The sequence below is a fragment of the Kaistia sp. 32K genome, from assembly GCF_016629525.1.
In the GTDB taxonomy this organism is placed as follows: Bacteria; Pseudomonadota; Alphaproteobacteria; order Rhizobiales; family Kaistiaceae; genus Kaistia.
The window spans coordinates 4,033,143-4,058,159 of sequence record NZ_AP024269.1; the positions used below are offsets into that span (position 1 = coordinate 4,033,143).

Here is a 25,017-nt window from a genome sequence, read left to right on the forward strand (position 1 = left end):
GAAGCAAGGCCCTCACCCCCGCCCTCTCCCACTGGCGTGGGCGAGGGAGCGATCGAGCCCTCCGCCGTCATCCCGGGTCAAGCCCGGGATGACGGCGTGGCGAGGCCCTACTGCGACGCCTTTTCGAGGATCGACGCGGCGTCGGCCTGCGCCGCGGCGGCGGCCTCGGCGGCCGTCTCCTTGCCGAACTGCACAGCCTCGATATGGCCCTGCAGCGATTCCGTGAATTCCTGGCCGCCGAGCACGGTCGGGAACGGCCGGGCTTCCGACAGCACGTCGACATAGCCGGCGAGGAACGGCGTCTTCAGCCGGTCGGCGAAGGCGGCGACGTCGGAGGTGCGCGACGGCAGGATGCCCATCGACTGCAGCAGGTCGCCCATGGCCGAGGCGCCGTTCTCGCCCGAGGTCGGGCCGTTGAACCAGGCGAGGAAGTCCCAGGCCGCCTTCTTCTCGGCGTCCGAGGCGCCGTCGGAGACGACGGTCATCCAGGAATAGGAGATCGAGTGCGGTCCGTCGCCCTTCGGGCCGACCGGGATCGGCGCGGTGGCGACGTCAGCGAAGCGGTCGCCCATGCCGGCCTTCAGCGCCGATTCCCACCAGTTCGCCATGATGATCATGCCGGTCTTGCCGGAGACGAAATTGTCGAGGAACGGACCGGTGGTGTTGGCGTCGGCCGTGCCCATGGTGGCGACCGAGGCGCCGGACTTGATCAGCTTCTCGTAGAGCTCGAACGTCGCCTTGGCGTTCTCGCTGTCGAGCTGCGGCTTGCCATCGACCACGAGCGCGCCGCCATTCGAGGCGAGCAGCGAGGCGAAGGGATGGACGACGCCCGCCGCCCAGGAGTTGATCATGCCGAAGCCCTGCTGGCCCTTGTCCTTGTTGGTCAGCTTCTCGGCGGCGGCGTAGAACTCGTCCCAGGTCTTCGGCGCTTCCTTGATGCCGGCTTCCTCGAACAGCTTCTTGTTGTAGTTCAGCGCGTAGACGTCGATCTCGTTCGGATAGCCGTAGACCGTGCCGCCGACGCTCGCGGCCGTCGCCACGCCGTTCGGCCAGTTGGTCTTGACGTCGGCGGCGTTCGCTTCCGGCGCGGCGTTGACGAGCTTGTCGCGCGCGAGTTCCGGCAGCCAGAGATCGTAGATGCCGGTGATCGTCGGCCCGCCGGCCTGGCCGGCCTGCGAGCGCAGCGTCGTCAGGAGGTCGCCGAACGGCACGGCGCGCACGTCCACCTTCACGCCCGGATGGTCCTTGGCATAGGTGGCGGCGGCGGCCTCGAGCTTGGCGACCGTCTCCGGCGGCCAATGCGTCAGGAACGACACGGTCACGTCTTCGGCCCAGGCAACGCTCGAGAAAGCGGCCATGGCGGAACCCAGAAACAAGCCCATCAACGGTCTGATCGTCACGGTACCCCTCCGTTCGAATGCCGACGGTCCGGCGGTGCGACCGGCCATCGTTCTGTTATGACGTAAGGACGTTATAATGACTTTAGCTAATCGGCAAGCCGCCAATTCCCCTCCGGCGGCGCCGACCGTGCCAGCACAGCATAACCGCTGAGTTCCGCAACGCCAGCCGAACGGCTGTCAGATCCGGGGCCCTCCGAAAAGGTATAATTTTGCGCGAAGCGCCCCATTCGCGAAATGCTCGGGCTTGCCCGATTCTCGCCTCGACGCCACATGTGGTGCACCGCTGCGACCGCGCCGAGTGGAGACCATTCATGACTGATCCGGCCGTTTCGACCCCGCTTCCCCGACCCGTTCGATCCAGCCTGGACCTGATCGGCCGGACGCCGATCGTCGAGCTGACGACCTTCGATACCGGCCCGTGCCGGCTGTTCGTCAAGCTGGAGAGCCAGAATCCCGGCGGCTCGATCAAGGACCGCATCGCGCTGTCGATGATTCGCGCCGCCGAGGCGGATGGCCGCCTGAAGCCGGGCGGCACCATCGTCGAGGCGACGGCCGGCAATACCGGCCTCGGCCTCGCCCAGGTGGCGCTGCCGAAGGGCTATCACCTGATCCTCGTCGTTCCCGACAAGATGTCGCGCGAGAAGGTGCAGCATCTGCGCGCCATCGGCGCCGACGTCCGCACCACCCGCTCCGATGTCGGCAAGGGTCATCCCGACTACTACCAGGACATGGGCGCGCGCATCGCCGAGGAGACCGGCGGCTTCTTCGTCAACCAGTTCGCCAATCCGGCCAATCCGCTGGCGCATGAGACGACGACCGGCCCCGAGATCTTCGAGCAGATGGACGGCAAGGTCGACGCGATCGTCGTCGGCGTCGGCTCCGGCGGCACGCTGACCGGCATCGGCCGCTATTTCAGATCGGCGTCGCCGGCGACCAAGATGGTGCTGGCCGACCCGAAGGGCTCGATCCTGGCGCCGCTGGTCACCACCGGCGAGACGATCGAACCGGGCAGCTGGGCCGTCGAGGGCATCGGCGAGGATTTCGTGCCGCCGAACTGCGACCTGTCGCTGGTCTCGGCCGCCTACACCATCTCGGACCGCGAAAGCATCGCGGCGGCGCGCGCCCTGCTCGCGCAGGAGGGGATCCTCGCCGGCTCGTCCTCCGGCACGCTGCTGGCGGCGGCGCTGCGCTATTGCCGCGAGCAGACGACGCCGCAGAACGTCGTCACCCTCGTCTGCGACAGCGGCAACAAATATCTCTCCAAGGTCTTCAACGACGTCTGGGTCGCCGAGCAGGGCCTGATCGAGAGGATTCGCCACGGCAATCTGCGCGACCTGGTGGCCCGCACCTACGCCGACGGCGCCACCGTCACCGTCGCGCCCGACGACACGCTGTCGACCGCCTATTCCCGCATGCGCTCGGCAGACGTCTCGCAGCTGCCGGTGATCGAGCATGGCAATCTGATCGGCCTGCTCGACGAGAGCGACGTGCTGAACGGCCTGCGCCGGCTCGGCCGCGAGGGCCGCGGCGATTTCGGCGCCTCGGTGCGCGAGACGATGGTGACGGCGCTGAACACGCTGCAGGCGGGCGAACCGATCGACGCGCTGCTGCCGGTGTTCGAGCGCGACGAGGTCGCCATCGTCATGGACGGCGACGAATTCGTCGGCCTGATAACCCGTATGGACCTGATCAATCATGAGAGGTTGGCGTTTTGAACAAGCCTGAGAAGACCAATCGACTTGCCTTCGAGACGCGAACCATCCACGGCGGCCAGAGTCACGATCCCCTGACGGGCGCCGTCATGGTGCCGATCTACGCCACCTCGACCTACGCGCAGGAGAGCCCCGGCGTTCACAAGGGCTTCGAATACGGCCGCTCGCAGAATCCGACCCGCTTCGCCTTCGAGCGCGCCGTCGCCGATCTCGAGAGCGGCACGGCCGGATTCGCCTTCGCCTCCGGCCTCGCCGCGATCGCGACGACGCTGGAGCTGCTCTCCGCCGGCGACCACATCATCGCGACCGACGATCTCTATGGCGGCACATTCCGCCTGCTCGACAAGGTGCGCAAGCGCACCGCCAATCTCGACGTCACCTTCGTCGACTTCACCGATCTGGCCGCCGTCGAGGCGGCGATCCGGCCGGAGACGAAGCTGCTCTGGGTCGAGACGCCGACCAACCCGCTGCTCCGCATCATCGATCTCGAGGCGGTGGCGACGCTCGCCAAGCGGCGCGGCCTGATCACGGTTGCCGACAATACCTTTGCCAGCCCCTATATCCAGCGGCCGCTGGAGTTCGGCATCGACATCGTCGTGCATTCGACCACCAAGTACCTGAACGGCCACTCCGACATGATCGGCGGTACGGTCGTGGTCGGCTCCAACCAGGCGATCGTCGACCAGATCCGCTTCCTGCAGAACGCGATCGGCGCCATCTCCGGCCCGTTCGACAGCTTCCTGGCGCTGCGCGGCCTGAAGACGCTGGCGCTCCGCATGCAGCGGCACTCGGAGAACGGCCTCGCCATCGCCAAGTGGCTGGAAGCGCGGCCGGACGTGAAGCGCGTCATCTATCCGGGCCTCGAAAGCCATCCGCAGCACGCCATCGCCAAGCGGCAGATGCACGCCTTCGGCGGCATGATCAGCGTCGAGCTTGACCGGGATCTCGCCGGCACCAAGCGCTTCCTCGAGCGCGTGCGCCTGTTCACGCTGGCCGAGAGCCTCGGCGGCGTCGAGAGCCTGATCGAGCATCCGGCGACGATGACGCATGCCTCGATCCCGCTGGCCCAGCGCGAGGCGATCGGCATCACCGACGGTCTCGTGCGCTTCTCGGCCGGTATCGAGGCGGCCGACGACCTGATCGCCGACATCGCGCAGGCCCTTCTCTGACGCATCTGCGCGACAGGAAACCGGCATCGCCGCGCGAAGGGTGACGTAACGGCAACTCTGGTGTAGAAATAGATCCTTCGACATCGGGGAAATCATGTCTGAAACCGACACGCCATCGCGCGACGACGCTCTCACCGACGTCGAGGCCGACGCCTCGACTTCGGCGCTGCGCCGCCGATCCGCGAAAGCCGAAGGACAAGCCCTGGTCACCGTCTCGCTGGACCTGAGCGAGCGGGTGATCGACTTCTTCAAGATCGAGGGCGGCGACTGGCAAGCCCGCGTCAACGACGCGCTCAACCTGCTGGTCAATCGCCAGAACGCGCGCGACGCGAAGAAGCGAGCCCGGCTCCGGGCCCGCAGCGCCGTCCGTCGCCGAACGGTCGCCGGCTGACCGGTTCACGTGAAACATCAGTGCCTTGCCGCAACGCAATGCGGCGGGACGGGAGGGATCTGCCCCTTCGTCTCTCCCATAATGCGGCAGGCTGAGGATGGACCTGCCCCTGACCTCTCCCATGAAGGCAGGCCCTCTCGCATCCTTGTCCAGCCGTCATGCAGCGCTCGATTTCCATCATCCTGAGGTGCCCGAGCGCAGCACGGGCCTCGAAGGACGGACGGTCGAGGGGCAGTTTGTCGATGCACAGCCGCTCTGCGTGTATCGATGGGCAACTGGACCGAGCCACCCTCCGCCGTCATCCCGGCGAAGGCCGGGATCCAGACACTCCGGCCAGTGGCCGACAGGCTGAGCCAAGCTTTCTTGACCTGTGTTCATGGGCCCCGGCCTTCGCCGGGGTGACGGCGTTCCCTGGACCCTCCTTCGAGGCCCGGCTTCGCCGGGCGCCTCAGGATGACGGTCGAGTTTTGCGAATGGGTCCGGGAGAATGGCCTCGGCGCACAAACATTATGGGCCAGACACTCAGGATGAGGGTCGAGACTTGGGAATGCAGACTGGAAGAGATCGGGCCAAGCCGAGGCGCGGCCGATCTGTGCCCCACGACACACCCGAGCGCTTCTGAACGTCGAGGCGCAGCTTCACGAAAGCGTCGGACCGGAGGCGCCCCTAGCTCCCCATGGCGTAATTCATCACGCGCGTCAGCAGCGTGTAGTTGGACTCCGCCACCATGATGGCGACGAAGACCAGGATCAGCAGCGGCGGCAGCAGGATGGCGTAGATCAGCGTGAGGCGCTCCCACGCCATGTGCATGAAGAAGGCGACGATCAGCCCGGCCTTCAGCAGCATGAACAGGATGATCAGCCCCCAGCGCAACAGGCCCTGCACGCCGACATAGTCTACCATGTAGGAGCAAGCGCTGAGCACGAACAGCCAGCCCCAGACGGCGAGGTAGAGCTTGACCGGATGGTGCTGCTGCGTGTCGGCATGAGCGGTCGCGTCGGACATGGAAACCTCCTACCAGAGGTAGAAAAAGGCGAAGATGAAGACCCAGACCAGATCGACGAAGTGCCAGTAGAGACCCATGATCTCGACGGATTCGTACTGGCCGCGCCGGCTGGTGAAGAAGCCGCGCCGACCGCTGTCGAAATCGCCGCGCAGCACCTTTCGCGCCATGATGATCAGGAAGATCACGCCGACGGTGACATGCGTGCCGTGGAAGCCGGTGATCATGAAGAAGGTCGAGCCGAACTGCGCCGCGCCCCAGGGGTTCTCCCAGGGCCGCACGCCCTCGCGGATCAGCTTCGTCCATTCGAACGCCTGCATGCCGACGAAGCAGGCGCCGAGCAGCGCCGTCAGCAGCATAAGGCGACCCGCCTTGCGGCGGTCGCGCAGATAGCCGTAGTGGACCGCGAGCGCCATGGTGCCGCTGCTTGAGATCAGCACGAAGGTCATGATGGCGATCAGGATCAGCGGCACCTCGGTGCCGCCGATCGTGAGCGCGAACACCTCGCTCGGATTGGGCCAGGGCACCACGGTCGACATCCGCGCCGTCATGTAGCCGACGAGGAAGCAGCCGAAGACGAAGGTGTCGGAGAGCAGGAACACCCACATCATCGCCTTGCCCCAGGAGACCCCCTTGAAGGAGCTCTGGTCGGAGGCCCAGTCGGCGACGAAGCCGCGCCAGCCGGACCTCCGCGGCGGCGCCGTTTCCGCCTGCAGGATCCGATCGTCGGCCAGATGATCCGCCATGCCCGCCTCCTATGTCAGCAATCGACGGCAAATCGCGACGAAGTCGCCGATCCGGCCGGTGAGCAGGCCGAGCAGGACCAGCCAGATCAGCAGCAGCACGTGCCAGTAGGTGGCGCAGAGATCGACGCCGAGGCGGAGCTCGGCCACGCCGGCGCCACGCAGCATCTTTCGCGTGACCCGCCCGAGCGCGACCAGCCCGCCCGCCACATGCACGCCATGCAGCGCCGTCACCAGATAGAAGAACGCATTGGCGGGATTGCTGGCGAGATAGTAGCCCTCGGCGTTCAGCTGCCGCCAGGCGACCAACTGGCCGGCGAGGAAGACGAGCGCCGTGAAGCCGCCGGCAAGCACCCCGGTGCGGACGCTTTCGAGATCGCCGCGCCGCGCGCCCGTCCGCGCCGTCTCCAGCGCCAGGCTGCTGACGAGGAGGGCGAAGGTGTTGGCATAGAGGATGCCGGGGAGCCGCACCGACCGCCAGTCGCCCTGCCCGGCCCGCATCAGATAGGCGCTGACGGTGAGTGCGAACAGCGAGCCGACCACGACGAGGAACACCGCCAGCCCGATCCGCGCCACCAGCGACGGCGTCGGATCCGGCGCCGCCATGCCGCCGATGACGCCGACCTCGAGCCAGGGCTTCGAGAACAGCCCCTGCCGCGCGAGCCACCAGAAAATGGCGGCCATGACGACGAGCAGGAAGACCAGGATGACGCTCACCTTGGCTCCTCCGTGACCACATGGCCCGGCCCGCCGGGACCCGGATCGTTCTGGGCGAGGAAATCCTTGGCCGTGCCGGGCACGCTGTAGTCATAGGCCCAGCGATAGACGACCGGCCGTTCCGCGCCCCAATTGCCGTGCGGCGGCGGCGTTTCCGGCGTCTGCCATTCGAGCGTGGTGGCGCCCCAGGGATTGCCGCCGGAGGGCCTCCCGTACCGGAGGCTCCAGGCGAGGTTGAACAGGAACAGGATCTGCGCCGCGCCGACGACCAGCGCCGCGATGGTCATGAACTCGTTCAGCGTATGCACCGAGGGCGGCACGAAGGCCGTATCGCCCATCTCGAAATAGCGCCGGGGCACGCCGAGCAGGCCGATATAGTGCATCGGGAAGAACACCGCATAGGCGCCGAGGAAGGTCACCCAGAAATGGATCCGCCCCATCGTCTCGTTGAGCATGCGGCCGGTGATCTTCGGGTACCAGTGATAGATCGCGCCGAAGATGACCATGATCGGCGCGACGCCCATGACCATGTGGAAATGCGCCACCACGAACATGGTGTCGGAGAGCGGCACGTCGACGACGACATTGCCGAGGAAAAGGCCGGTCAGCCCGCCATTGACGAAGGTGACGATGAAGCCGAGCGCGAACAGCATCGGCACGGTGAAATGGATGTCGCCGCGCCAGAGCGTCAAAACCCAGTTGTAGACCTTGAGCGCCGTCGGCACCGCGATGATCAGCGTCGTCGTGGCGAAGAAGAAGCCGAAGCCCGGATTCATGCCGCTCACATACATGTGGTGCGCCCAGACGACGAAGGAGAGCGCGCCGATGATGACGATCGCCCAGACCATCATCCGGTAGCCGAAGATGTTCTTGCGGGCATGCGTGCTGATCAGGTCGGAGACGATGCCGAAGGCCGGCAGCGCGACGATGTAGACCTCGGGATGGCCGAAGAACCAGAACAGGTGCTGGAACAGGATCGGGCTGCCGCCGGCGGTGTTGAGCGGCTCGCCCATGGCGATGATCGACGGCATGAAGAAGCTGGTGCCGAACAGCCGGTCGAACATCATCATGACGGAGCCGACGAACAGCGCCGGAAACGCGAGCAGCGCCATCACCGTCGCCGTGAAGATGCCCCAGACGGTGAGCGGCATGCGCATCAGCGTCATGCCTTTCGTCCGGCCCTGCAGCACGGTGACGACATAGTTCAGGCCGCCCATGGTGAAGCCGATGATGAACAGCATCAGCGACGCCAGCATGATGATGATGCCCCATTGCTGGCCGGGCGTGTTGGCGAGGATCGCCTGCGGCGGATAGAGCGTCCATCCCGCGCCGGTCGGCCCGCCGGGGACGAAGAACCCGGCCGCGAGCACCAGAACGGCGAGCAGGTAGATCCAGTAGCTGAGCATGTTGAGATACGGGAACATCATGTCCCGCGCGCCGAGCATCAGCGGGATCAGATAGTTGCCGAAGCCGCCGAGGAAGAGCGCCGTCAGCAGGTAGACCACCATGATCATGCCGTGCATGGTGATGAACTGGTAGTAGCGGTCGGCGTCGATGAAGGGCAGCGCGCCCGGATAGGCGAGCTGGATGCGCATCAGCCAGGAGAGCACCAGCGCCACCAGCCCGATCGCCGTCGCCGTCAGCGCATACTGGATGGCGATGACCTTGGCGTCCTGCGAGAAGACGTATTTCGTCACCCAGCTGGTCGGATGGTAGAGCTCCAGCTCGCCGGCATGCCCGGCGGCATGTCCGTCGCCGCCATGCCCTGATCCGCCATGCGTCAGATCCACCATCAGGCGTCACCTCGCTCGGTTCCGGGGCGCCCTGCCCCGTCTCGTGATCGGCGCGTCCCGCCGCGCCGCATGCTGTTCCCGCCTCCGGCGCAAGCCGGGCGGCCCGGCGTCACCGCGACGACGAAGCGGCGCCGGGGCGCGGATCGAGCGGCGCATCGAGCGCGCTCGTCTTCGCCGGCGCCGTCATCTGCTGGAAGGTCTGCTGCTGGTCGAGCCAGGTCTGGTAGTCGGCCTCGGTATCGACGACGACCGTGCCGCGCATGTAGGGGTGGCCGACGCCGCAGAGCTCGGCGCACAGCACCTCGAAGGTGCCGGTCCGGGTCGGCGTGATCCAGTAATAGGTGACCGAGCCGGGGATCATGTCCATCTTGGCCCGGAACTCCGGCACGAAGAAATTATGCACCGCGTCGACCGAACGCAGCAGCAGCGCCACCGGCTTGCCGACCGGCAGGTGGATCTCGCCGCCCTGCACGACGACGTCGTCCTGGCCGGCCGGATCGGCCGGGTCGATTCCGACCGGATTCTCCGGCGTGACGGCGCGCGTATCGGCGACGCCGAGGCGGCCGTCCTTGCCGGGCAGGCGATAGGCCCATTGCCATTGCTGGCCGACCACCTCGACGCTCGACGCGCCGGCCGGCACGGTGATGAAGCGGGCCCAGACCACCAGTCCCGGCGCCAGCATGGCGGCGACGCCGAGGCTCGTCACCACGGCGAGCCAGGTCTCGAGCCGCTTGTTCTCCGGCTCATAGGCCGCGCGGTGGCCCGGCCGGTGCCGGAACCGCCACAGGCAATAGGCCATGAACAGCAGCACGGCGGCGAAGACGGCGCCGGTGATCCAGAAGGTCAGGTTGATGGTGTCGTCGATATAGCCCCAGTTCGAGGCGATCGGCGTGAACCACCACGGGCTCAGGAGGTGGAACAGGACCGAGCCGACGACCACCAGGGCAAGGACAATTGCGATCAGCATCCCTTATTCTTCCCAGCCAGGAGAAAACGCGTCCTGCGGCAATGAATGAAGTGGATAGGCTTCCTGTCGCCGGTTCGCCCGCGACCACCCTTTTTGCGTTTCCTGCTCCTTGCGATCCCGAAGACCTCAGCACGGCCTGATCGAAGCGACCGGGTCGCCACATGGGCGATCTTCAGTTTTCGCCTTTTCCCGACCGCACAGGCGGCCGGAGGACCTCATGGCCTGATCTCACTGCTTCTTGCCGTCCGGACCGAACTGCTTGATGTAGGCGATGACGTTGTCGATGTCCTTGTCGTCCTTCAGGCCGACAAAGGTCATCTTGGTGCCCGGCACCTTGGCCTTCGGATCGTGGATGTATTCGCGGAACACCGTCTCGTCCCAGACGATGCCGGAGTTCTTGTTGGCGTCGGAATATTTGTAGCCCTCGACCGAACCCGAATGGCGGCCGAACAGGCCGTTCAGCTCCGGACCGACGGCGTTCTTGGCGTTCTCACCGATCTGGTGACAGGCCCGGCACTTCAGGAAAACCTTCTGGCCGAGCGTCGCGTCGCCATCCGCATGGGCCGCTGCCGGCGCGGCGAGAAGGGCCAGCATCACAACAAAGCCCCGTGAATTCATCGAAGCCTCCCAGGAGCTTCGCGTCCGCTCCGCCGGGCTGCTGCCCCGAACGGCGTGCTCCGCTGTCAAGCTAGCACATTCCGTAACGGGATGTCAGTTTAGAATGACTATGATCAGAGCCGTGATGAAGCGCGCTTTCCGGGCGCCCGTCCGAACGGGCCTTGCCTCGACCGAGAGACTCGGCTTGTCTCTCTCTGCGCAATCAAGCCGGATTGAACCGCAGCGAAAGCGCCGGAGAGGAAATGATCTACGAACTGCGCGTCTATACTTGCCTGCCCGGCCGCATGGCCGCCCTGCAGAAACGCTTCCAGGACCACACGCTGCGCATCTGGGAAAAACATGGCATCCGGCAGGCCGGATTCTGGACGACCCTGGTCGGGCCGGCCAGCAACGACCTCACCTACATGATCGCCTGGGAGAGCCTGGCCGATCGCGAGGCGCGCTGGAACGCCTTTGTCGCCGATCCGGAATGGGTCAGCGCCCGTCTCGACAGCGAGAAGGACGGGCTGATCGTCGCCAACATCGTCAGCTCGTTCCTGCAGCCGACCGCCTTCTCGTCGGTGCGCTGAGGCGCCACGCTCGAGAGCGCTTCGCCGGCGTATCTCCGGCGGCGCCGCGCCCCGTCGACAGCCCCGTGACGTAACGTTAGGCTGCCCGCTCCGCCTTCGGCAAACCGAGGGCGGCGCGGGATCGGCCGGCGACGTTCGCCAGGGAGGGGGCTCCGATGGGCTTGTTGTTCCAGAATGATTTTCATGACGGATTCGGCAGCTGGGCGCTCGGCTATATTCCCTATGGCGGCGCGGATTTCGGCGAGGTGCGGGCGGTCGCGCTCGCCGTCGGCGACGGCGATGACGGCGCCTTCTACGCGGCCTGGGTCGCGGCGGGCGACCGGCTCGCGGACGAGGCCGAGGTTGCGCTCGCCAGGGGCCACCGCGCCAGCGCCCGCGCCCTGTTCCTGCGGGCCGCCAACTTCTACGCCGCCGCCTATCATCCGCTCTACGGCGTCCCGGTCGATCCGCGCCTCATCGCCGCGTTCCGCAAGCAGATCGCCGCCTTCGACAAGGCACTCGCTCTGTCGGAGCCGGAGATCCGGCCGCTTCGCATCCCGTTCGGCGACGCCTCGATGCCGGCCTATCTGCTGCCGGCGCGCGGCCGGGCCGACGAAACCCGGCCGCTGCTGATCCTCAACAACGGCTATGACGCCACCATCACCGACCTCTATTTCGCCTCCGCCGTGGCGGCGACCGAGCGCGGCTATCATTGCCTGATCTTCGACGGCCCCGGCCAGGGCGCGATGCTCTACGAGCAGGGCATTCCGCTCCGCCCCGATTGGGAAACGGTGATCAACACCGTCGTCGATTTCGCCGTCACATGGCCGATCGTCGACCCCGCGCGCATCGCCCTTTCCGGCTGGAGCCTCGGCGGCTATCTGGCGCCGCGCGGCGCCTCGGGCGAGCCACGCATCGCGGCGCTGATCGCCGATCCGGCGCTGCCCAGCATGGCCGACCCGTTCCGCGGCCTGGCGATCCGGTTCGGCGCCAGCAACGAGGCCGCCGCCAATCTCGGCGAGCTGGACCAGACCGTGCTGGAGCGGCTTGAACAATTCATCGACGGCGATCGGCGGATGCGCTGGAGCATCAAGCAGCGCGCCTTCTGGGTGCATGGCGTCGACAATCTGCGCGACTACCTGCGCCAGGCGGAATTCTACACGATGCGCGGGCGGCTCGACCGGATCCGCTGCCCGACGCTCCTGACCCAGGCCGAGAACGACCGGCTCGCCACCGCCGCGCCCGCCTTCTTCGACGGGCTCACCTGCCCCAAGACCCTGCTCCGCTTCACCGCCGCCGAGGGGGCCGGCGATCATTGCGAGATGATGAACCGCTCGCTCCTGAACCAGCGCGTCCTCGACTGGCTCGACGAAGTGTTTCCCGCCTGAGAATACCGGACTGTATTGGCCAAGCCGGCGAAACAACACGGTAACCATCCAGCCGGATGGCATCGCCCCGGTCAATAAATCCCGGCCAAATTCCTTGAGTTGAGCCCGATTTCTCCCTTAAGTAGAGAACGGAATTCCTGCAATCGGGATGGAGGGCTCCCAAAATGATCCGGTTTGACGAGCGAAAACTTGGCCGCGTCTGGCGGAACGCGACGCGCGCCGCCGCCACGGTGACCGTGGCCGCGTCGCTGCTGGCGACGCAGACGGCGCTGGCCTGCACCAGCTTCATCCTCCGCACGACCGACGACGGCGCCGTCTACGGCCGGACGATGGAATTCGCCATGCCGATGGAATCGAGCGCGATGGTGATCCCGCGCGGCTTCGCGCTCAGCTCGACCGGCCCGGACAACAAGCCGGCCATGACCTGGACCAGCAAGTATGGCGCCGTGGGCCTCAACGCGATGGGCATCACCGCCCTGATCGACGGCATGAACGAGAAGGGCCTCACCGGCGGCATCCTCTATTTCCCCGGCTTCGCCGGCTATGCCGACCCGGCCAAATCCGATCCCGCCAAGTCGCTGGCGCCGTGGGACGTGCTGACCTGGGCGCTGACCAGCTTCGCCACCGTCGCCGAGGTCAAGGCGGCGCTTGCCGAGATCGCCATCGTCGAGGTGGTGCAGTCGGACATGAAGATCGTGCCGCCGGTGCACTACACGCTGCATGATCCGTCGGGGGCGTCGCTGGTGATCGAGCCGATGGACGGCACGCTCAAGGTCTACGACAATCCGCTCGGCGTCATGACCAACTCGCCGCCCTTCGACTGGCACCGGATCAACCTCAGCAACTATCTGAAGATCTCGCCCTTCAACGCGCCGCCGCTGACGCTTGAGGGCGTCACGATCCCGCAGCTCGGCCAGGGCTCGGGCCTGCTCGGCATTCCCGGCGATCCGACCCCGCCCTCCCGCTTCGTCCGGGCGCTTGGCTACGTCATCTCGGCCGAGCGGCAGCCGAGCGGCATCGAGAGCGTGCGCCTCGCCGAGCACGTGCTGAACAATTTCGACATTCCGCGCGGCTGGATCCGGGAGGGATCGGACAAGAGCGCGCCGCTGGAATACACCCAGTGGTCGTCGATCGCCGACCTCAAGAACAAGACCTACTACGTCAAGACCTATGACGACCCGGTCCTGCGCGGCATCGAGCTGGCGAGCTTCGACCTCGACGCCAAGGAGCTGGTGTCGGCGCCGCTGAAGCCCGCCATGGCGGCTCCGGCGCTGGCGTTCCCGAAGCCCTGAGAAGGCAGCCACGAGAACGAGGGCGCCCGCGCCCTCGTTCACTACCGCGGCTAAACCGCGCTTCGCACGATCTCTCCCTGCTTCATGACGAAGACGGGGCTCGCAAGCGCCGCGAGATCGCCGGTGTCCGCCGCGATCGCCACCAGATCCGCCGACTTGCCGGCGACGACGCTGCCGGTCTCGTCCGCGAGGCCGAGCGCCCGCGCCGCCACGATCGTGCCGGCCCGCAGCGCGGCGTCCGGCGCCATACCCCATTCGACCGCGAGCTCGAACTCCTTCGCCGCTGAAGCGAGCGGGTGGGTCGGCCTGCCGATCAGGTCGGTGCCGAGCGCGAAAGGGATGCCGGCGGCAAGGCCCAGCTCGAAATCGCGGCGCATCGCCTGCCAGTGACGCTCATAGACGTCGCGCTCCCATTGCGGATAGCCGAATTCGTCATAGGCGGCGCGATGGAAATAGAGCTGCGAAATCGTCGTCACGACGATCTTGCCGGCGTCGACCAGCCGGTCCCGCGTCGCATCGTCGATCGCATAGCCGTGCTCGATGATGTCGACGCCGCCGTCGAGGGCGAGGTTGACCGCCGCCGTGCCGATCGCATGGGCGCTCACCAGCATGCCGTTCCGGTGCGCCTCGCCGACCGCCGCGCGGACTTCCTCGACGCTGTAGGTGGTGACCTGGCCGAAGGGATCGTCGCCCCAGGCGTGATAACGATCTCGCGTGCCGCCCTTCGACAGGCCGAGCTTGATGAAATCGGCGCCCGAACGTGCCCGCTCGCGCACCGCCTGCACGATGGCGTCGGCGCCGTCGGCGATCGCCCCGTGCCCCCGCGCCCAGGACGACGGCAGCGGCGGCGCGTCCCAGGTGCCGCCGGTCGACGAGATGAACTGTCCGGCGACGACCAGCCGGGGCCCCTCGATATGCCCCTCGTCGATCGCGCGGCGGAGATCCGGCCCGACCGAGGAGCCGAGGCAGCGCGCCGAGGTGAAGCCGGCATGCAGCAGCTCGCGCAGTTCGCCCGCGGCCCTGAGCGCGCGATAGGGCTCGCGCTCGGTATTCAGCGCGCCGAGGCCGGTGCTCGGCATGCCGAAGGTGTGCATATGCGCGTCGATCAGCCCCGGCAGCAGCGTCGCGGCGCCGAGATCGATGGCGATCGCGCCCTCGGGCCTCGGCACGGTCGCGTCCGGGCCGGCCGCCACGATGCGCCCCGCCTCGACCAGCACTGCGCCGTTACGGCAGGGCTCGAGTGCGTCGCCGATCCGGATCTCGCGCGCGGCAATTCGGAAACTCGACATCGGATTCCAATTTGTTTGATTTTGGACTAATTTTATCTTTGATTTGATCGATATTGACAAAACTACGACGGCTATGCCACTGCAATTTTCAGGGGGAATTCATGGTCAAGGCTCGTTCACAGCATCGGCTGCGCAGCGCGGTTCTGGCGGCGCTCGAGGAGGCGCCACGGTCGCGCGCCGAAATCGCGCGCCTGCTCGCCGTCTCGCGCTCGACCGCCTCCAGCGCGATCGCCGAACTGATCGAGGAAGGCGTCGTCGAAACCGTCGATGACCACGTCCCGACCTCGCGGAAAGCGGCCGGACGCCCCGGCGAGCTGGTCGCGCTCAAGGCGCGGCACGCCTATCTGATCGGCATCGATTTCGGGCGCTTGAGCTTCAAGGCGGCGGTCTCCGACCTGAACTATCGCCTGATCGACGAGCTCGACTGCGCCTTCGACGTCGACATCTCGGCCGAAGCGGCGCTGGCGCTCGCGGTCGAGCATGTCGAGCAGCTGATCGCCCGCAACAACATCGACCGGCGGCGGATCGAGGCGGTCGGCATCGGCGTTCCCGGCCCGGTCGAGACCGCCACCGGCATGCTGCATCCGGGCTCGATCCTCGCGAGCTGGGTCGGCGCCGACATACCGCGCCGGCTGTCGCAGAAGCTCGATCTGCCCGTCTACATGGACAACGACGCCAATCTCGGCGCGCTGGCGGAAAGCCGCCTCGGCGGCGCCGTCGGCTCGAAGATGATGCTCTATGTGCTGCTTTCGGTCGGCGTCGGCCTCGGCATCGCCATCGAGGGCGAGATTTTCCGCGGCGCCTACGGCATGGCGGGACAGCTCGCCCATGTCGTCACCGACGAGAACGGCCCGCTCTGCCATTGCGGTAGCCGCGGCTGCCTCGAAGCGCAGATCTCGGTCAACGCGCTCACCCGCTCGCTGGAACCGACGCACCGCGACATCGCGCCGGTCGAGATGCTGCGCCTCGCCGCCGAGGGAAGCCCCGGCCCGGCGCGCGTCGTCGCCGATGCCGGGTCGATGGTCGGCCGCGCGCTCGGCGCGCTCTGCAACTACTTCAATCCCGACGTCATCCTGGTCGGCGGCGAGCTGACCCGCGCCGGCCCCGTCCTTCTCAACGCGATGAAGGAAGCGATGCGGCGGACCGCCATCTCACGCGCCGTCGAGCATGTCGAGATCCGCCCCGGCGCGCTCGGCGACCGCGCGGAATTGTTCGGCACGCTGCTGTTTGCCCATGAACGGGCCCGGGCGGAACTGCGCGCCCGCCCCACCCTCACCGCGAATTCCGGCGCGATCGAAGGAGCCGCCTCATGACTTCCACCGACGCCGGTCGCCGCCGGCTCGCCCTGCCGGCCGGCGTCTCCTGGTCGAACTACGCCCTGCTCGCCATCTTCGTCGGGCTGGTCGTCGTCTTCTGCCTGACCGTGCCGCATTTCGCCACCTGGGCGAATTTCGCCAACGTTCTGCAGCGCAACTCGATCATCGGCATCGTCGCCTGCGGCATGCTGCTGATGATCATCCTCGGCGGCTTCGACCTTTCGGTCGGCGCTGTCGGCGCGGCCTCCTCGGTCGTCGCGGCGGCGTTGATCGTGCATGTCTCGATGCCGTTCGGCATCGTCGCGGCGCTGCTGCTCGGCCTCGTCGTCGGCCTCGTCAACGGCTTCTTCATTGCCAAGATCGGCATCAACCCGTTCGTCACCACGCTGGCGACGCAGGTGCTGGTGACCGGCATCATGTTCGTCGGCACGGCGGCGCAGCCGGTCTATGGCGTGCCGGAATCCTTCACCTGGCTCGGCCTCGGCCGCATCGGCCCGGTGCCGGTGCCGACCCTGATCTTCGCCGCAATCGCCATCCTGACCTGGGCGATCCTGCGCTTCACCACCTTCGGCCATCACATCTACATCGTCGGCGGCAACAAGCTCGCCGCCCGCCTCGCCGGCATCAATGTCGACCGCGTGACCATCCTGACCTACGGCCTCGGCGGCCTGTTCGCCGGCGTCGCCGGCGTCGTGCTGCTCGGCCAGACCAATATCGGCCAGCCGGCCAGCGCCGGCGACTGGCCGCTCACCGCGATCGCCGCCGTCGTCGTCGGCGGCGTGCCGCTCAGCGGCGGCGTCGGCAAGGTCGGCGGCGCCGTGCTCGGTACGCTGCTGCTCGGCGTCATCGCCAACGCCCTCAATTTGCTCGGCGTATCGCCCTTCTGGCAGCCCGCCGTCACCGGCGCGGTCATCCTGGTCGCCGTGGGCATCGACAGCTACCAGCGCCGGCGGCTCGAGCGGCGCTGACACAGAACTTCAAGAGGAGGAGAGAGTGACAATGAAGACTTCGATCACCCGACGCCTGATGCTCGGCCTGGCCGGCGCGACCATGCTCGCGCTCGGCGGCACCGCCGCGCAGACGGCCGACGCGCCGCGCATCGGCTTCATGATCTGGAACACTTCGGTTCCGTTCTATTCGAACCTGATCAAGACCGCCGAGCAGACCGCCAAAGACCTCGGCGTCGAGCTCAACATCCAGAGCGGCAATGGCGACCTCGCGACCCAGATCTCGGTCGTGCAGCAGTTCATCGCCCAGGACGTCGACATGATCCTGATCGCCCCCAGCGATCCGCAGGGCATCGTGCCGGTGATCCGCCAGGCGACCGCCGCCGAAATCCCGGTCATGGCCGTCAACACCACGGCCGACACCAGCACCGGCGCCAAGCTCGTCACCTATGTCGGCGTCGACGACTTCGCCTTCGGCCAGCGCCAGGGCGAGCTGCTCGTGCAGGCGGTCGGCGAGAACGCCAAGGTCGCCTACATCCTCGGCAAGCTCGGCACCTCGGCCCAGCTCGCCCGCGAGGCCGGCCTGATGGACACGCTGAAGGCGCATCCGGGCATCGAGATCATCGAGAAGCAGGCGGCCGACTGGGACAACTCCAAGGCGCTCGCGCTGACCCAGGACTTCCTGAGCAAGTACCCGCAGGGCTCGATCGACGCGATCGTCGACCAGGGTCCGGAAGGCGTGAACGGCGCCCAGTTCGCGAGCGAGAACGGCCGCACCGACGTCAAGTTCATCCTCGGCGACTACCCGGCCGACGTCCGCAACGCGATCATCAAGGGCACCGTGCTCGGCACGGTGAACCAGGACCCCGCCCCGCAGGGCAAGTTCGCGATCGAGAACGCCGTCAAGTATCTCTCCGGCAAGGCATCCGAAGTCCCCTCGCCGAACCACTATCTCGACCTGCCGATCGTCACCAAGGACAATGTCGAGCAGCATCCGGCAGCCTGGGGCGGCTGATCACCATGTCGGAAGGGACCCGCGCGATGCTATTGGACATGCAGCAGATCCGGAAAAGCTTTGGAGCCGGACCGGTCTTGCACGGCGTGAACTTCCAGCTCGCGCGGGGCCAGATCCACGCTCTTGTCGGCCACAACGGGGCCGGCAAGAGCACCCTGATGAAGACGCTGGGCGGCAATTTCGCCGATTATGACGGCCGCATCGTCATCGACGGCGAGGAAGTCGCGCTTCACACGCCGAAGCAGGCGCTCGAAAAGGGCGTCGCCATGATCTACCAGGATTTCTCGCTGATCCCGGACCTTTCCGTCGCCGACAATATCGGCCTCGGCCGCGATCCGCGCGGCGCCCTGCCCGGGCTGATCTCGCATGCGGCGCTGCGCAAACGCTCGGCCGAGGAAGCCGAGGCGGTCGGCATCCGCCTGCCGATGGATACGCCGGTCCGCCATCTCGGCGTCGCTGAGCAACAATTGACCGAGATCGTCCGCGCCTGCTCGCAGAACGCCCGCATCCTCGTCATGGACGAGCCGACGGCCCGCCTGGCGCCGGCGGAACGCCGCCACCTCTTCGACGTCATGCGCAACATGGCGCGGAACCGCGGCGTCGGCATCATCTATATCAGCCATTTCCTCGAGGAGATCCGCGAGGTCGCCGACGTCGTGACGGTGATGCGCGACGGGCGGATCGTCGAGACCGGCCCCGGCGCCTCCTATTCAGTGCCGCAGCTGGCGCGCCTGCTCGTCGGGCATGACGACGTCACGGCCGGCACGCCGCCGACATCGCGGCTTCGTGCCGATGCGAAGCCGGTGCTGACGCTCGAAGGACTTTCCGTCGCCGGCCGGCCGCCGGTCGACCTCACGATCGCCGCCGGCGAGATCGTCGGCATCGCCGGGCTGATCGGCGCCGGCCGCACGCGCCTCGCGCGCGCCATCATCGGCGACGTCGCCGCCGAGGGCCGCGTCCGCCTCGCCGGCCGCGAGCTCCGCCGCCGCACGCCACAGCGTTCGGCGACGGCCGGCCTCGTCATGGTGCCGGAGGACCGCAAGGTCAGCGGCCTCGCCCTCGCCTCGGATATCGAGGAGAACATGGCGGCGACGGCGCTTTCCAGCCGTTTCTCGCGCTTCGGCCTGATCCGCGCCCGCGAGAAACGCGCGCTGGTCGAGAGCCTGATCGCGAAATTCGGCATCCGCCCGGCCGATCGCCGACGCGCCGTCGGCACGCTCTCCGGCGGCAACGCCCAGAAAGTTCTGGTCGCCCGCGCCGTCGCGGCGCGGCCGAAGGCGATGATCCTCGACCAGCCGACCGCCGGCGTCGATGTCGGCGCCAAGGCGGAACTGCACAAGATCGTCGAGCTGAGCGCCGCCGAGGGCGCCGCGATCCTGCTGATCTCCGACGATCTCGACGAGATCCTGGGCTTGAGCAACCGCGTCGCCATCATGGTCGGCGGGCGTATCCGCGAGGTCCTGCCGCGCGAAAACCTCGATCGGGCGAGCCTGCTCGCCGCGATCAGCCAGGGCGCGCCGACCTGAACATCGGGCCGGCGTGGCCGGCCCGAATTCCGCGCGCGATTAGACCAGCTTGAACAGGCGCGCGCCGACCCAGACCAGCACGACCAGCAGCAGGATGCCGGACCAGACGCGCTCATTGCGCGCGAAGGTCGCAATGGCGAGACCAGCCAGCGCCAGCAGCGCCAGGACGTCGATGAAAACAAAGTAATCCGCTACGAAAGTCATCCCGATCTCCTGGGCCTCAATGAAAACGAAGAGCGCCTCATCGTTTCCCTGAAACGACGAAGCGCTCCAACTGTTGGTTGGATCCTCCCGCGAAGCGAAATCCACTTCGCGGGAAAACGACCTAGCGCCGGAACCGCGTCAGGCGGTCGAGAATCGGAGCCCCTTCCGACGTTCCGCGCATCTCTATCAGATCGTTCAACGTGAAGATGCAGAGACCCTCGACCGGGCTCTTCTCCACCGCGTCGAGCACGCGCGAGAATTCCACCCCGTCGATCACCGGAATTCGACCGCGTCCGGCATGCATGCCCTCGAGATAGAGCGCCTTCGCCTGCACGGTGCAGATCGCCTTCGCGCCGCTCCGCGCGCGGATGTCGGTCGCTACATTCGCCGGCCATTCCGCCTCGCGGCCCATGATCTGGTGATAGGCCATCACCTCGAACACGTCGACGACCTCGGCGAGCGCGCGCGCGTCCTGGCCGAACACCTCGGTGACGCAATTGTCGAAATCATCGGCGAAGAAGGGCAGCGTGTTGATCGAGATCTCGACATCGCCCTTCACCGCGCGGACCGCATCGCGGATCCGGCGGATCGCCGCGACCGTCGTCTTGCATTTGTGCTCGGTCCACTCGGCGCGATGGTCGCGCGCGATCAACGCCGCCGCTGCGACCGGGTCGGAGGTATCGAGCGTCAGGCCATAAGCCTTGGCAAAACGATCGAGGGTCTGCGGCGCATAGCAATATTCCGGCTTGTCGGCGCGGCGATCGCCGGGCAGCCAGGTTTCCCAGAAGCCGGGCCAGCGGATGAAGCCGAGATGCACGACATCCGGCGTCAGCGCGGCGACGCCCTTTTTGAGCAGGTCGATCTTGTGCGCGAGGTTGGCCTCGCGGTCCGGCGGCACGCCGATGTACCAGTCCTGCTTCTCCTCGACCTTGCCGAACTGGTCGATCGGCAATTGCTCCGGATGGGCGGCGATGTAGTCGGGATCGAAGCAGATGTTGAGGCAGGAAAAATAGCCGATGCCGCGCGCCGCGAGCGCCTGGCGCACCGCGACATCGTCGAGGGTCGCGTAGCGCGCGACATCCGCCGGCGTCACCCGGCTCGGCACCGCCGAATCCTGCATCGGCAAGTATCGGCTCTGGGCGATGACATAGCTGATGTTCCAGCTCGCCAGCAAATCGGCCAGTTGATCCGGCTCCATCCCATGCCGGATATACCAGTCGTTGTCATAGATCTTGACGCCACTACGCAGGTCGACCCTGCTCCCGCCCGTATGTGCCATGCGATTCTCTCTGAGGAATTCAGAATTATCTTGTCTCGCACAAGGAGTGGCGAGGATCAATCTTCCCAGCCGTGCCGCGAGCGACATCTCGCCGGCACCCACAAATTTAGGAAATCGCTGGGGAAACAGGGGCATTGGCAGGCGCGTTTTTGCCGGTTCCGACCGGCCGCGCGGGAGCCGATTCCGACCGGATTCAGCGCAATGATAAGCCGCCTAATTTTGGCAACGAGAGCGGTGTCCTAGCCCCTCAGGATCGGGCAATCGGCGACGCTTCCAACCCCTCAAAGCGCCTGTGGCGGCAGCAGATAGAGCGTCATGGCGAAGACCAGATACACCATCAGGATGAACACGCCGACGAACCAGGCCGAGCGTCCGGTGCTGGTCATCAGGAAGGCGGTTATCGTCGAGATCAGCACCATGATCACGGCGCCCGGCCAGAAGCGCAGATCCATCGGGATCGGGCCGATGACGTAGCTGAGCAGGACCAGCACCGGCGCGACGAAGAGCGCGATCTGCGCGGCGCTGCCGAGCGCGATTCCGACGCTGAGATCGAGCCGATCCTTGCGGGCGCCGGAGAAGGCGGAGGCCATTTCGGCGGCGCCGCCGACCAGCGCGACGACGATGAAACCGACAAAGGCCGGCGTCATGCCGAAGGTCTTCGCCGCTTCCTGCACAGATTCGACGAAGACCTCGCTGGTCAACGCCACAAGAATAGTCACGCCGGCGAGCACCGCGAGCGCCAGCCCCAGCGGCCAGGTCGCCTCGCCTTCCTCGTGATGCGAGGCGCTGCCGAAGACTTCGCGATGCGTCCAGAGCGAGAAGTAGAGCCCAAGCGCATAGGTGCCGATCAAGAGCACTGACAGGCCGAGGCTCAATTGCGCGGTGAACGGCGACCCGGCGGATTCCGCATCCGCAATCGCCGAGGGCGTCATGATCGCGATCGTCGCCAGAAACAACAGGCAGGTCTGCAGGCGCGCGCTGTCGCGGTTGAACGTCTGCGTATGGTATTTGAGGCCGCCGAGCAGGAACGACGCGCCCAGCATGAAGAGCGAGTTGGCGACGATCGCGCCCGCCACCGACGCCTTCACCAGCGTGTATTGCCCGGCGCTCAACGCGGCCAGCGCGATGATCAGCTCGGTCAGATTGCCCAGCGTGGCGTTGAGAAGTCCGCCGACGGCGTCGCCCGTCCGGGTCGCCACGGATTCGGTCGCGGAACTCAGCAGCGTCGCGAGCGGCACGATCGCCAGGATCGAGAGCACGAAGAGAAGCGTGTGCGCCTCCGGCCGAACGCGCGCGAAGATGAGCACGATCGGCACGAAGACGAGGAGCCAGAGGATCGGATTGCCGCGGATTTCCTTGAGCAAGAGAGACATGGCCACGATCCGTCGCCTTCCTTTTTCGGGGATCGGCACCGCTGCGTCAGGCGGCGATCCGCCCCGTCCCAGCCCGCCGATCGACCCGCCCTGCCGGGCCGGATTGTTTCATCGTTTCCGGAAATAGACGAAACAACATCACTCGATTTCCGGTCGCGATTTCTTTACGCCGATCCCTGACGACTTCGTTCGACGCCATTCCCGCATTCCGCAATCTGCACGCCGCGCCGGCGTGACTATTGCTGTTCGGGATCCTCCGTCGCCCGCAGCGCCTGGACGCTGACGGCCGCGACGAGGCCCGTCAGCAGGATGCCGGAAAAGCCGATCGCGAGCGCGAGCAGCCGCGCCGCGAGATGCTTCGGCGCCAGGTCGCCATAGCCGATCGTCAGGCCGGTCACGAAGGTGAAATACATCGCCTCGTCGAGCCGCCAGCCTTCGATCCGCCCGACCAGGAAGCCCGATCCGACCATGGTGACCAGGACGCCGGAGAGGATCGGCCAGAGCACGTGAAGCTGACGCCAGAGCGCGACGAAGAAGATGTGCCGCATCTGCCGCGCTTGCCGCCGCTTGGGTTTGACAGGGGGTGCCAAGGGCATCGAACGCTCCCATCTTGCGTTTACGCCCCCCGTTCAACTGGCGATGATCCCGACGATCACCGTGCCCCATGTGGTCAAAAGGATGTGGCCGATCGGCACCGCCGGCGTATAGCCGAGGACCGCCACCGGGCTGCCGGAACGATCCTGGATGGCCGCCATGCCGGCGGTCATGGTCTGCGCACCGGCGAGGCCGCCGAGCAGCAGGATCGGATTCATGCGGAGTAGATAGCGCCCGACATAGAGCCCGACGATCATCGGCATCAGCGTGACGACCATGCCGCCGAAAAGCAGCCCGATCCCCGCTTCGGCAAGCGCGGACGCGAAGATCGGCCCGGCATGCAGGCCCGTCATCGCGACGAAGGCGGCGAGGCCGAGCGCCGTCATCAGCGACACCGCCGCGTCCGGAATGCGGCCGAACAGCGGAAAACGCGTGCGCAGATGGCCTACTACCAGCCCGGCGATCAGCGTGCCGACGCTCGTGCTGAGCGAGATACGGAGATCGCCGATCGGGAAGGTGACGAGGACGCCAACCATTCCGCCGAGGAAGATCGCGAGGCCGAGCACGAAGAAATCCGTCGCCGTCGTCGGCGCGATGACGACGCCGATCCGCTTGGCGGCCTGCGACACCACCGGCGCCGGTCCGATCAGGCGCAGGATGTCGCCCCGCTCCAGCGCGACCCCGGGTCCGAGCGGGATGTCCTGGCCGCCGCGCGTGATGCCGGCGAGATAGAGGCTCCTCGCCCAGCTCGACTTCGCGAGGCCGTCGAGGTTGCGGCCAGCGAGATCCCTTCGTGTCAGCAGCACTTCCACCGCGGCGACCGGGATGTCCAGGAGTTCGCGATCCTCGACCTCCTCGCCGCGCGGATCGAGCACCTCCACCAGCGTCTCGCGCCGGCCGGATACCGCGACCACGTCGCCGGCCTCGATCCGAAGCTCCGGGGTCGCCTCCAGGATTGCGCCATCCCGCCGGACGCGCTGGATGTACAACCGGTGTTCCGGGAATTTCGCCTCGGCCGCCGCCGTCGTCAGCCCGACGACCGGCGCGTGTTCCGGGATCCGGTAGGCGCGCAGCTCGAACCGATGCCATGCCGAGCTGACGCCGGCCGGAGTGCGCTTGATGCCCAGCTCCTGCTCCAGCTTGAGCGATTCAGCGGTCAGGTCGATGCCGAGCAGCTTGGGCCCGACCACGCTGCAGAACAGGATGACGCCAATCGCGCCGAAGATGTAGCAGACGGCGTCCGCCACCGCGATGTGCGCCACCAGACGCGCCCGGTCAGCGTCCGGCAGCGGCAGCGCATTGATGGCCTCCGTCGCCGTGCCCATGGCGGGGCTTTCGGTCAGGGAGCCGGAAACCAGCCCGGCGGCGAAGCCCGGATCGAGGCCGAGGATCTTGGCGACGACGATCGCCGTCACCAGGCCTGTCACGCAGACGACGACCGCCAGCACGACGGGCTTCATGCCGTCGCGCTTCAAGGCCTGCAGGAATTGCGGCCCGACCGAATAGCCGATGCCGAAGAGAAACAGCAGGAACAGGAAGGATTTCGCCATGCCGGAGATCGGCACGTCGGCGAACTGGCCGATCAGGATGCCCGCGAACAGCGAGCCGGTGACCGGCCCGAGGCCGAAGCCGCCGATCTTGATCCCGCCGATCAGATAGCCGAGGCTGATCGCGAAGAAGACGGCGAGCTCGGGATATCGAACCAGGAACTGCTCGAGCCACACCATCATCCG

At 66.8% G+C, this 25,017-nt stretch carries 23 protein-coding genes; 10 read left to right on the top strand and 13 right to left on the bottom strand.

Annotated elements, in window-relative coordinates:
- Window positions 1-107: 107 nt before the first annotated feature.
- The gene (locus K32_RS18700) at window positions 108-1,358 is read right to left on the bottom strand and encodes an ABC transporter substrate-binding protein (protein ID WP_244669614.1); all 1,251 of its coding nucleotides are present in this window, start codon (window positions 1,356-1,358) and stop codon (window positions 108-110) included.
- Window positions 1,359-1,711: 353 nt separating this feature from the next.
- Between K32_RS18700 and K32_RS18705 the strand changes: the two genes are divergently transcribed.
- The 3 genes from K32_RS18705 to K32_RS18715 all read left to right on the top strand — a co-directional run bounded on the left by K32_RS18705 (window position 1,712) and on the right by K32_RS18715 (window position 4,672).
- The gene (locus K32_RS18705; protein ID WP_201400956.1) at window positions 1,712-3,115 is read left to right on the top strand and encodes a pyridoxal-phosphate dependent enzyme; all 1,404 of its coding nucleotides are present in this window, start codon (window positions 1,712-1,714) and stop codon (window positions 3,113-3,115) included.
- Entirely contained in the window at window positions 3,112-4,281 is a 1,170-nt protein-coding gene (locus tag K32_RS18710; RefSeq protein WP_201400957.1) for a cystathionine gamma-synthase, read from the top strand. The genes K32_RS18705 and K32_RS18710 overlap by 4 nt, the downstream gene beginning before the upstream one ends.
- Before the next feature lie 94 nt (window positions 4,282-4,375).
- Window positions 4,376-4,672 carry a BrnA antitoxin family protein gene (locus K32_RS18715; RefSeq protein WP_201400958.1) on the top strand — a complete coding sequence of 99 codons (297 nt, stop codon included), beginning with the start codon at window positions 4,376-4,378 and terminating at the stop codon, window positions 4,670-4,672.
- Window positions 4,673-5,338: 666 nt separating this feature from the next.
- On the opposite strand, the gene K32_RS18720 is transcribed toward K32_RS18715, so the two are convergent.
- The 6 genes from K32_RS18720 to K32_RS18745 all read right to left on the bottom strand — a co-directional run bounded on the left by K32_RS18720 (window position 5,339) and on the right by K32_RS18745 (window position 10,513).
- Window positions 5,339-5,677 (bottom strand): cytochrome C oxidase subunit IV family protein, encoded by a 339-nt coding sequence (locus K32_RS18720; RefSeq protein ID WP_201400959.1) that lies wholly within the window; start codon window positions 5,675-5,677, stop codon window positions 5,339-5,341.
- A 9-nt stretch (window positions 5,678-5,686) separates the two neighbouring features.
- A complete protein-coding gene (locus K32_RS18725) occupies window positions 5,687-6,421 on the bottom strand; it encodes a heme-copper oxidase subunit III family protein (RefSeq protein WP_201400960.1) in 735 nt (244 codons plus the stop codon).
- Between the two features lie 9 nt (window positions 6,422-6,430).
- The gene (locus tag K32_RS18730) at window positions 6,431-7,135 is read right to left on the bottom strand and encodes a cytochrome c oxidase subunit 3 (protein ID WP_201400961.1); all 705 of its coding nucleotides are present in this window, start codon (window positions 7,133-7,135) and stop codon (window positions 6,431-6,433) included.
- Window positions 7,132-8,928, bottom strand: coding sequence for a cytochrome c oxidase subunit I (ctaD, locus tag K32_RS18735; protein ID WP_244669615.1), 1,797 nt, complete (start codon window positions 8,926-8,928; stop codon window positions 7,132-7,134). Before ctaD ends, K32_RS18730 begins: the two co-directional genes overlap by 4 nt.
- Before the next feature lie 109 nt (window positions 8,929-9,037).
- Window positions 9,038-9,895, bottom strand: coding sequence for a cytochrome c oxidase subunit II (locus K32_RS18740; protein ID WP_201400962.1), 858 nt, complete (start codon window positions 9,893-9,895; stop codon window positions 9,038-9,040).
- Between the two features lie 228 nt (window positions 9,896-10,123).
- A complete protein-coding gene (locus K32_RS18745) occupies window positions 10,124-10,513 on the bottom strand; it encodes a cytochrome c family protein (RefSeq protein ID WP_201400963.1) in 390 nt (129 codons plus the stop codon).
- 242 nt (window positions 10,514-10,755) lie between these two features.
- On the opposite strand from K32_RS18745, the gene K32_RS18750 reads away from it, so the two are divergent.
- From K32_RS18750 to K32_RS18760, 3 genes are all read left to right on the top strand, one after another.
- On the top strand, window positions 10,756-11,082 hold the full coding sequence (locus tag K32_RS18750) for an NIPSNAP family protein (protein WP_201400964.1): 327 nt from the start codon (window positions 10,756-10,758) through the stop codon (window positions 11,080-11,082).
- A 155-nt stretch (window positions 11,083-11,237) separates the two neighbouring features.
- A complete protein-coding gene (locus K32_RS18755; RefSeq protein ID WP_201400965.1) occupies window positions 11,238-12,449 on the top strand; it encodes a S9 family peptidase in 1,212 nt (403 codons plus the stop codon).
- A gap of 164 nt (window positions 12,450-12,613) precedes the next feature.
- Entirely contained in the window at window positions 12,614-13,741 is a 1,128-nt protein-coding gene (locus tag K32_RS18760; RefSeq protein ID WP_201400966.1) for a linear amide C-N hydrolase, read from the top strand.
- Window positions 13,742-13,791: 50 nt separating this feature from the next.
- On the opposite strand, the gene K32_RS18765 is transcribed toward K32_RS18760, so the two are convergent.
- Window positions 13,792-15,030: an amidohydrolase family protein gene (locus K32_RS18765; RefSeq protein ID WP_201400967.1), complete on the bottom strand. Its 1,239-nt coding sequence runs from the start codon at window positions 15,028-15,030 to the stop codon at window positions 13,792-13,794.
- 101 nt (window positions 15,031-15,131) lie between these two features.
- Between K32_RS18765 and K32_RS18770 the strand changes: the two genes are divergently transcribed.
- From K32_RS18770 to K32_RS18785, 4 genes are all read left to right on the top strand, one after another.
- Window positions 15,132-16,343 (top strand): ROK family protein, encoded by a 1,212-nt coding sequence (locus K32_RS18770; RefSeq protein ID WP_201400968.1) that lies wholly within the window; start codon window positions 15,132-15,134, stop codon window positions 16,341-16,343.
- Window positions 16,340-17,314: an ABC transporter permease gene (locus tag K32_RS18775; RefSeq protein WP_201400969.1), complete on the top strand. Its 975-nt coding sequence runs from the start codon at window positions 16,340-16,342 to the stop codon at window positions 17,312-17,314. Before K32_RS18770 ends, K32_RS18775 begins: the two co-directional genes overlap by 4 nt.
- 31 nt (window positions 17,315-17,345) lie before the next feature.
- On the top strand, window positions 17,346-18,308 hold the full coding sequence (locus tag K32_RS18780; RefSeq protein WP_201400970.1) for a sugar ABC transporter substrate-binding protein: 963 nt from the start codon (window positions 17,346-17,348) through the stop codon (window positions 18,306-18,308).
- 86 nt (window positions 18,309-18,394) lie between these two features.
- Complete coding sequence (locus tag K32_RS18785) at window positions 18,395-19,834, top strand: sugar ABC transporter ATP-binding protein (protein WP_244670005.1); 1,440 nt, start codon at window positions 18,395-18,397, stop codon at window positions 19,832-19,834.
- A gap of 39 nt (window positions 19,835-19,873) precedes the next feature.
- On the opposite strand, the gene K32_RS18790 is transcribed toward K32_RS18785, so the two are convergent.
- From K32_RS18790 to aspT, 5 genes are all read right to left on the bottom strand, one after another.
- The gene (locus K32_RS18790; RefSeq protein WP_201400972.1) at window positions 19,874-20,038 is read right to left on the bottom strand and encodes a hypothetical protein; all 165 of its coding nucleotides are present in this window, start codon (window positions 20,036-20,038) and stop codon (window positions 19,874-19,876) included.
- A 121-nt stretch (window positions 20,039-20,159) separates the two neighbouring features.
- Complete coding sequence (locus K32_RS18795; protein ID WP_201400973.1) at window positions 20,160-21,317, bottom strand: hypothetical protein; 1,158 nt, start codon at window positions 21,315-21,317, stop codon at window positions 20,160-20,162.
- Between the two features lie 281 nt (window positions 21,318-21,598).
- Window positions 21,599-22,690 carry a calcium/proton exchanger gene (cax, locus tag K32_RS18800; protein WP_201400974.1) on the bottom strand — a complete coding sequence of 364 codons (1,092 nt, stop codon included), beginning with the start codon at window positions 22,688-22,690 and terminating at the stop codon, window positions 21,599-21,601.
- 236 nt (window positions 22,691-22,926) lie between these two features.
- Complete coding sequence (locus K32_RS18805) at window positions 22,927-23,238, bottom strand: potassium channel family protein (RefSeq protein ID WP_201400975.1); 312 nt, start codon at window positions 23,236-23,238, stop codon at window positions 22,927-22,929.
- A gap of 81 nt (window positions 23,239-23,319) precedes the next feature.
- Complete coding sequence (gene aspT, locus K32_RS18810; protein ID WP_244669616.1) at window positions 23,320-25,014, bottom strand: aspartate-alanine antiporter; 1,695 nt, start codon at window positions 25,012-25,014, stop codon at window positions 23,320-23,322.
- Window positions 25,015-25,017: the final 3 nt, after the last annotated feature.

Bases quoted from the DNA above. Each gene is read 5' to 3' on its own strand.
- K32_RS18765 (WP_201400967.1), bottom strand. From the start codon at position 15,030: ATGTCGAGTTTCCGAATTGCCGCGCGCGAGATCCGGATCGGCGACGCA.
- aspT (WP_244669616.1), bottom strand. From the start codon at position 25,014: ATGATGGTGTGGCTCGAGCAGTTCCTGGTTCGATATCCCGAGCTCGCC.
- K32_RS18725 (WP_201400960.1), bottom strand. From the start codon at position 6,421: ATGGCGGATCATCTGGCCGACGATCGGATCCTGCAGGCGGAAACGGCG.
- K32_RS18795 (WP_201400973.1), bottom strand. From the start codon at position 21,317: ATGGCACATACGGGCGGGAGCAGGGTCGACCTGCGTAGTGGCGTCAAG.
- K32_RS18805 (WP_201400975.1), bottom strand. From the start codon at position 23,238: ATGCGGCACATCTTCTTCGTCGCGCTCTGGCGTCAGCTTCACGTGCTC.
- K32_RS18755 (WP_201400965.1), top strand. From the start codon at position 11,238: ATGGGCTTGTTGTTCCAGAATGATTTTCATGACGGATTCGGCAGCTGG.
- K32_RS18780 (WP_201400970.1), top strand. From the start codon at position 17,346: ATGAAGACTTCGATCACCCGACGCCTGATGCTCGGCCTGGCCGGCGCG.
- K32_RS18770 (WP_201400968.1), top strand. From the start codon at position 15,132: ATGGTCAAGGCTCGTTCACAGCATCGGCTGCGCAGCGCGGTTCTGGCG.
- ctaD (WP_244669615.1), bottom strand. From the start codon at position 8,928: ATGGTGGATCTGACGCATGGCGGATCAGGGCATGGCGGCGACGGACAT.
- K32_RS18760 (WP_201400966.1), top strand. From the start codon at position 12,614: ATGATCCGGTTTGACGAGCGAAAACTTGGCCGCGTCTGGCGGAACGCG.
- K32_RS18705 (WP_201400956.1), top strand. From the start codon at position 1,712: ATGACTGATCCGGCCGTTTCGACCCCGCTTCCCCGACCCGTTCGATCC.
- K32_RS18775 (WP_201400969.1), top strand. From the start codon at position 16,340: ATGACTTCCACCGACGCCGGTCGCCGCCGGCTCGCCCTGCCGGCCGGC.
- cax (WP_201400974.1), bottom strand. From the start codon at position 22,690: ATGTCTCTCTTGCTCAAGGAAATCCGCGGCAATCCGATCCTCTGGCTC.
- K32_RS18740 (WP_201400962.1), bottom strand. From the start codon at position 9,895: ATGCTGATCGCAATTGTCCTTGCCCTGGTGGTCGTCGGCTCGGTCCTG.
- K32_RS18700 (WP_244669614.1), bottom strand. From the start codon at position 1,358: ATGGCCGCTTTCTCGAGCGTTGCCTGGGCCGAAGACGTGACCGTGTCG.
- K32_RS18750 (WP_201400964.1), top strand. From the start codon at position 10,756: ATGATCTACGAACTGCGCGTCTATACTTGCCTGCCCGGCCGCATGGCC.
- K32_RS18720 (WP_201400959.1), bottom strand. From the start codon at position 5,677: ATGTCCGACGCGACCGCTCATGCCGACACGCAGCAGCACCATCCGGTC.
- K32_RS18715 (WP_201400958.1), top strand. From the start codon at position 4,376: ATGTCTGAAACCGACACGCCATCGCGCGACGACGCTCTCACCGACGTC.
- K32_RS18745 (WP_201400963.1), bottom strand. From the start codon at position 10,513: ATGAATTCACGGGGCTTTGTTGTGATGCTGGCCCTTCTCGCCGCGCCG.
- K32_RS18790 (WP_201400972.1), bottom strand. From the start codon at position 20,038: ATGACTTTCGTAGCGGATTACTTTGTTTTCATCGACGTCCTGGCGCTG.